5 protein-coding genes, 1 tRNA gene and 1 pseudogene are annotated in these 4,632 nt (G+C 66.1%); 3 read left to right on the plus strand and 4 right to left on the minus strand.

What is annotated here, in order from left to right; translation table 11 throughout:
* Positions 1–143: 143 nt before the first annotated feature.
* The 3 genes from AC2FNJ_RS19820 to AC2FNJ_RS19830 are packed head-to-tail and all read right to left on the minus strand — an operon-like array spanning position 144 to position 2,047.
* Positions 144–620, minus strand: coding sequence for a DUF2948 family protein (locus tag AC2FNJ_RS19820; protein WP_496766747.1), 477 nt, complete (start codon positions 618–620; stop codon positions 144–146).
* Positions 620–1,885, minus strand: coding sequence for a UDP-N-acetylglucosamine 1-carboxyvinyltransferase (murA, locus tag AC2FNJ_RS19825; RefSeq protein WP_496766748.1), 1,266 nt, complete (start codon positions 1,883–1,885; stop codon positions 620–622). Before murA ends, AC2FNJ_RS19820 begins: the two co-directional genes overlap by 1 nt.
* Before the next feature lie 6 nt (positions 1,886–1,891).
* Entirely contained in the window at positions 1,892–2,047 is a 156-nt protein-coding gene (locus AC2FNJ_RS19830; protein WP_496766750.1) for a hypothetical protein, read from the minus strand.
* An 83-nt stretch (positions 2,048–2,130) separates the two neighbouring features.
* On the opposite strand from AC2FNJ_RS19830, the gene AC2FNJ_RS19835 reads away from it, so the two are divergent.
* A tRNA-Thr gene (locus tag AC2FNJ_RS19835) sits at positions 2,131–2,205 on the plus strand.
* A 149-nt stretch (positions 2,206–2,354) separates the two neighbouring features.
* A complete protein-coding gene (gene dacB / locus AC2FNJ_RS19840) occupies positions 2,355–3,833 on the plus strand; it encodes a D-alanyl-D-alanine carboxypeptidase/D-alanyl-D-alanine endopeptidase (protein ID WP_496766751.1) in 1,479 nt (492 codons plus the stop codon).
* An 8-nt stretch (positions 3,834–3,841) separates the two neighbouring features.
* On the opposite strand, the gene AC2FNJ_RS19845 is transcribed toward dacB, so the two are convergent.
* The gene (locus tag AC2FNJ_RS19845) at positions 3,842–4,264 is read right to left on the minus strand and encodes a tellurite resistance TerB family protein (protein WP_496766753.1); all 423 of its coding nucleotides are present in this window, start codon (positions 4,262–4,264) and stop codon (positions 3,842–3,844) included.
* Positions 4,265–4,434: 170 nt separating this feature from the next.
* Between AC2FNJ_RS19845 and lysK the strand changes: the two are divergent.
* Positions 4,435–4,632 (plus strand): annotated as a pseudogene (gene lysK, locus AC2FNJ_RS19850) (lysine--tRNA ligase); the annotation flags it as partial.

Below are 4,632 nucleotides of genomic sequence, written 5' to 3' on the forward strand. Positions count from 1 at the left end.
CCGTGGTCGTCCACGCAGAGCCTTTCGATGGCACGGGTCAGAACCCGGCTCATGTCGAAAATGTCGAACGGGCTGGCGCGGCGAATCTCTTCGCCTTTCGGCACGGCGGAGAATGCCTGCGATATCCCGCGCTTGTTGTTCACCTAGATCGAATGGCTCGGTGCCTGTTTCGACGGCGCCTGATAGGGTCGGGTCACATCCTTGAGCGTACATTCCAGCGCCTCGACCGAGAGTCGGATCGCGCCATCCCCCGCCAATGTCAGCAGGATATTCCCCGCGCCGTCTTCGCCCGGTTCGAACGCGATGTCCAGCAGCGACAGGATGGTGTCCTCGTCGCGGCGGTCCACCCCTTGGCTGGCCACGCCCAGCACGTTGTCGAAGGCGAGCAGCGACTGCACGCGCTCATAGGGCCGGCCGCGGCGCTCGGCGGCGTCGCGGTCTTCCCAGCGGAAGCGGTTGAGCAGCAGGGCGAAACGGCGTTCGGACGGGCGCCAGGTCATCTCGGTCGCGGGAAAGACCGCATCCTGCGCGAGCGACGCGATGATCCTGAGATCCTCGGCATCCTCGGCGCCGAGATAGAGCGGCGCCTCGCGCCCGTCTTCGAATGTTGCGTCTGCCATCAGCCTTTGATCCGTTCGATTTTTGCACCCACGCCTTCCAGCTTGCGCACGACATGTTCATAGCCGCGGTCCAGGTGATAGACCCGGCTGACCACGGTTTCGCCCTCGGCCGCGAGCCCGGCCAGGATCAGCGAGACCGAGGCGCGCAGATCGGTGGCCATCACCGGCGCGCCCTTGAGCCGTTCGACGCCGGTGACGGTGGCGGTGCCGCCATGCACCTCGATCTCGGCCCCCATGCGCATCAGTTCCGGCGCGTGCATGAATCGGTTCTCGAAAATGCGTTCCTCGAGAACCGATGTGCCCTCGGCCGTGCACATCAGGGCCATCATCTGGGCCTGAAGGTCGGTGGGGAAGCCCGGGAAGGGTTCTGTGGTGACGTTCACCGCGTTGACCCGGCCATTGCGGCGCGTGACCCTGAGCCCCTTGTCGGTTTCCGCGACCTGGATGCCCGCCGCGTCCAGCTTTTCGGCGAAGGCGCCGACCAGGTCGAGCCGGCCGCCGAGCAATTCGACATCGCCGCCGCAGATGGCGGGGGCGAGCATGTAGGTGCCCAGTTCGATCCGGTCGGTGACGACCTGATGGGTGGCGCCGTGCAGGCGGTCGACGCCCTGAATCTCGATGGTGGACGTTCCCTCGCCCGCGATCTGCGCGCCCATCTTGCGCAGGCAGTGCACCAGATCGACGATCTCGGGCTCGCGCGCCGCGTTCTTCAGCACCGTGGTGCCCTTGGCGAGCGCTGCCGCCATCACCATGTTCTCGGTCGCGCCCACAGAGGCAAAGCGCAATTCATGCACCGCGCCTTTCAGCCCGTTGGGGGCGCTGGCATGCAGGTAGCCGTCTTTCAGGTCGATCTCGGCCCCCAGGGCCTGCAGCGCCTCGACATGCAGGTCCATCGGCCGCGCGCCGATGGCGCAGCCGCCGGGGAGGGACACGACGGCCCGGCCCATCCGCGCGAGCAGCGGTCCCAGCACGAGGTTGGAGGCGCGCATCTTGCGCACGATCTCGTAATCCGCGGTGTGGCTGGTCAGATCGTGGCTGGACATGGCCAGAACCTGCCCGTCCTGCAGCGCCGAGACCTCGGCCCCCAGCGATTGCAGCAGCAGCGTCATCGTCTTGATGTCGCTCAGCCGCGGGGCGTTGGTGAGGGTCAGCGGCTCGTCGCTGAGCAGCGTGGCCGGCATGAGGGTCAGGCAGGCATTCTTGGCCCCGGCGATCGGGATCTGGCCGCTGAGCGGCCCGTTGCCTGTAACGAGTATCGAATCCATCTGCTCCTACCCCTCTTTGGAACCGGCCTTGGGCCCGGACGCCGCGCGCGCCCTGGCCTGTGCCTTGCGCCGGGCCAGATTGGCCTTGAGCGCGGCCTTGAGCCGGTCGTCGCGCGTCTGTTCGGCTTGCCCGGGTTTTTTTGGTGGTTTCCTGTCTGCCATGGTCATTCTCTACAGGAGGGGAAAAAAACCGTCCAGACACCCTTGCGCGCAGTATCGTTTGAGTCTAATCACCCGCTCACCGCGCTGCCGTAGCTCAGGGGTAGAGCACTCCCTTGGTAAGGGAGAGGTCGAGAGTTCAAATCTCTCCGGCAGCACCAGGATCTCCCGACATTTTGTTGCCGTCACGCAGGGTTTGCGCAAACCATTCGTATCGCTTGCAAAAAACCTGTCGACAAATTTGTCCCGGAACGGGAGAATTCAGAGATAGCTTCTTGTTTGACGGTAATCGCTGAGATTCTATTGGCGCATGTTTGATCGGATTTCACGTCGGGCATTTCTTGTTGGACTGGGCGCTGCATTGAGCCCCGCGGCCGGCTGGGCCGGCGCACCGGAAGCTTCGCTGAGACCGCAGATGCGCCGAGCGCCGCTGAACGGGCCCGAACGGGTCATTCAGGCGGCGGGGCTGCGCGGCAAGGTGGTTTTCGCCGTGGCCGACGTGCGCAGCGGGGCGCAGTTGGAGTCGGTGGGCGCGGGCAGCGGTCTGCCGCCCGCCAGCGTCGCCAAGGCGCTGACCGCGCTCTATGCGCTGGACGTGCTGGGGCCGGACCACCGGTTCGAGACGCGGCTGATTGCGGACGGTCCGGTGGAAAACGGCGTGCTGCAGGGCGATCTGATCCTGGCCGGGGGCGGCGATCCGCTCTTGGACACCGAGGCCCTTGCGACCATGGCGGCCAATCTGAGGAAGGCGGGCATCCGCGAGGTGCGCGGGGCCTTCAAGGTCTATGAAGGCGCCTTGCCCTATGTCCACAGCATCGATCCGTCGCAGCCGGATCACGTGGGCTACAGCCCGGCGGTGACCGGGATCGCGCTCAACTTCAACCGGGTGCATTTCGAGTGGAAGCGCGGCGCCAAGGGCTATGACGTGGCGATGGATGCGCGCAGCGCGAATTACAAGCCGCGTGTGGCGATGGCGAAAATGACGGTCGCGAACCGCAACCTGCCGATCTATACCTACGCGGCCAGCGCACGGGTGGACAACTGGACCGTGGCGAGCGGCGCGCTGGGCAAGGGCGGCGCGCGGTGGCTGCCGGTGCGCAAGCCGTCGCTCTATGCGGGGGATGTGTTCCAGACGCTGGCGCGGGTGAACGGGATCGTGCTGGGCCGGGTGCAGGTGGTGCGTACGCCGCCGTCCGGCACGGTGCTGGTGACGCATCGCAGCGAGCCGTTGAAGAACATCCTGCGCGGGATGTTGAAATACTCGACCAACATCACCGCCGAGATGGTCGGCATGGCGGCCACGGTCGCGCGGGGCGTGCGTCCGGCGGACCTGCGCGAGTCCGCCGCCGAGATGAACCGCTGGGCCGCCGAGACCTATGGCACGTCGCGGATCGCGATGGTGGATCATTCGGGCCTGGGCGATGCCTCGCGCATGGCACCGGCGGATCTGGTGACGGCGCTGATCGCGGCGCGCAGGGCGGAGGCGCTGCGGCCCCTGCTCAAGCCCTTCACGCTGAAAGACAGCAAGGGGCGGCCGATCAAGGGGCATCCGATCCGGGTCGATGCCAAGACCGGAACGCTGAATTTCGTCTCGGGGCTGGGCGGTTTCATGACCACGGCGGGCGGGGCGGAACTGGCCTTTGCGATCTTCACCGCCGACATCGCGCGGCGGGCCAAGCTCAGCAAGGCGGAGCGGGAACGCCCCGAAGGCGCGCGACCGTGGAACCGGCAGTCCAGAAAGCTGCAACAGGCGCTCATCGAACGCTGGGGGAGCCTGTACGGGAGTTGAGCGCCCGGTCAGACCACGTGGCGCGCCCGGGCGCCGCGTTCGATGGCGGCGGCGTGCAGGCGGTCGATGTTCAGCTCGTACCGGATTTCTTCGAGCAGGCGCAGTTCGGTTTCGGCCAGCTTGCCGTCGGCAGCTGCAACGTCGCAGGCCAGCGCATAGGCGGTTTCGTTGAGCCGCTCGGGCAGGTTGTCGCGGATCAGGCCGAACAGCGCGTCGAGCCCGTCCTCCTGCTCGAACAGGTCGAAGACGACCTGTGACACCCGCTGAACGCGGTCGATGTCGTATTCGGCGAAGATGGGGAGCATGTTCACCGCGGTCTCGATCTTGACCAGCTCGGCGGTGCGGATGTTTTCGTCCGAGGCGGAGATCGCCACCATGATCGCCACCAAGCAATCCTGCGGGGTCATCGGATGGGGGGCTTGCTGGGTCATCATTCGGTCCTGCTGCGGTTTGCCTCGGGCGCACGATACGGAGTGCGGGGGCCGGGTTCAACTCCTCAAAGCGCGATGCTTTGTTGACTCATGCTGCACCAGCACAATAGGAGAGACCGGGCCGGCCGCACCGTGCCGCCGCCGCCTTTTTCCGATGGAGACCGAAACAGATGTCTGAACTGCGCGAAACCGCTCTTGCGTCCAAGGCCTGGCCTTTCGAAGAGGCGCGCCGGGTTCTCAAACGCTATCAGAAAGCGCCGCCGGAAAAGGGATACGTTCTGTTCGAGACCGGCTATGGCCCGTCGGGTCTGCCGCATATCGGCACGTTCGGCGAGGTGGCGCGCACCTCGATGGTGCGCCATGCCTTC

Source organism: Ruegeria sp. BHSB196 (assembly GCF_059613135.1).

Excerpts from the sequence above, each read along its gene's own strand:
- AC2FNJ_RS19845 (WP_496766753.1), bottom strand. The coding sequence starts at position 4,264 with ATGACCCAGCAAGCCCCCCATCCGATGACCCCGCAGGATTGCTTGGTG.
- AC2FNJ_RS19820 (WP_496766747.1), bottom strand. The coding sequence starts at position 620 with ATGGCAGACGCAACATTCGAAGACGGGCGCGAGGCGCCGCTCTATCTC.
- dacB (WP_496766751.1), top strand. The coding sequence starts at position 2,355 with ATGTTTGATCGGATTTCACGTCGGGCATTTCTTGTTGGACTGGGCGCT.
- AC2FNJ_RS19830 (WP_496766750.1), bottom strand. The coding sequence starts at position 2,047 with ATGGCAGACAGGAAACCACCAAAAAAACCCGGGCAAGCCGAACAGACG.
- murA (WP_496766748.1), bottom strand. The coding sequence starts at position 1,885 with ATGGATTCGATACTCGTTACAGGCAACGGGCCGCTCAGCGGCCAGATC.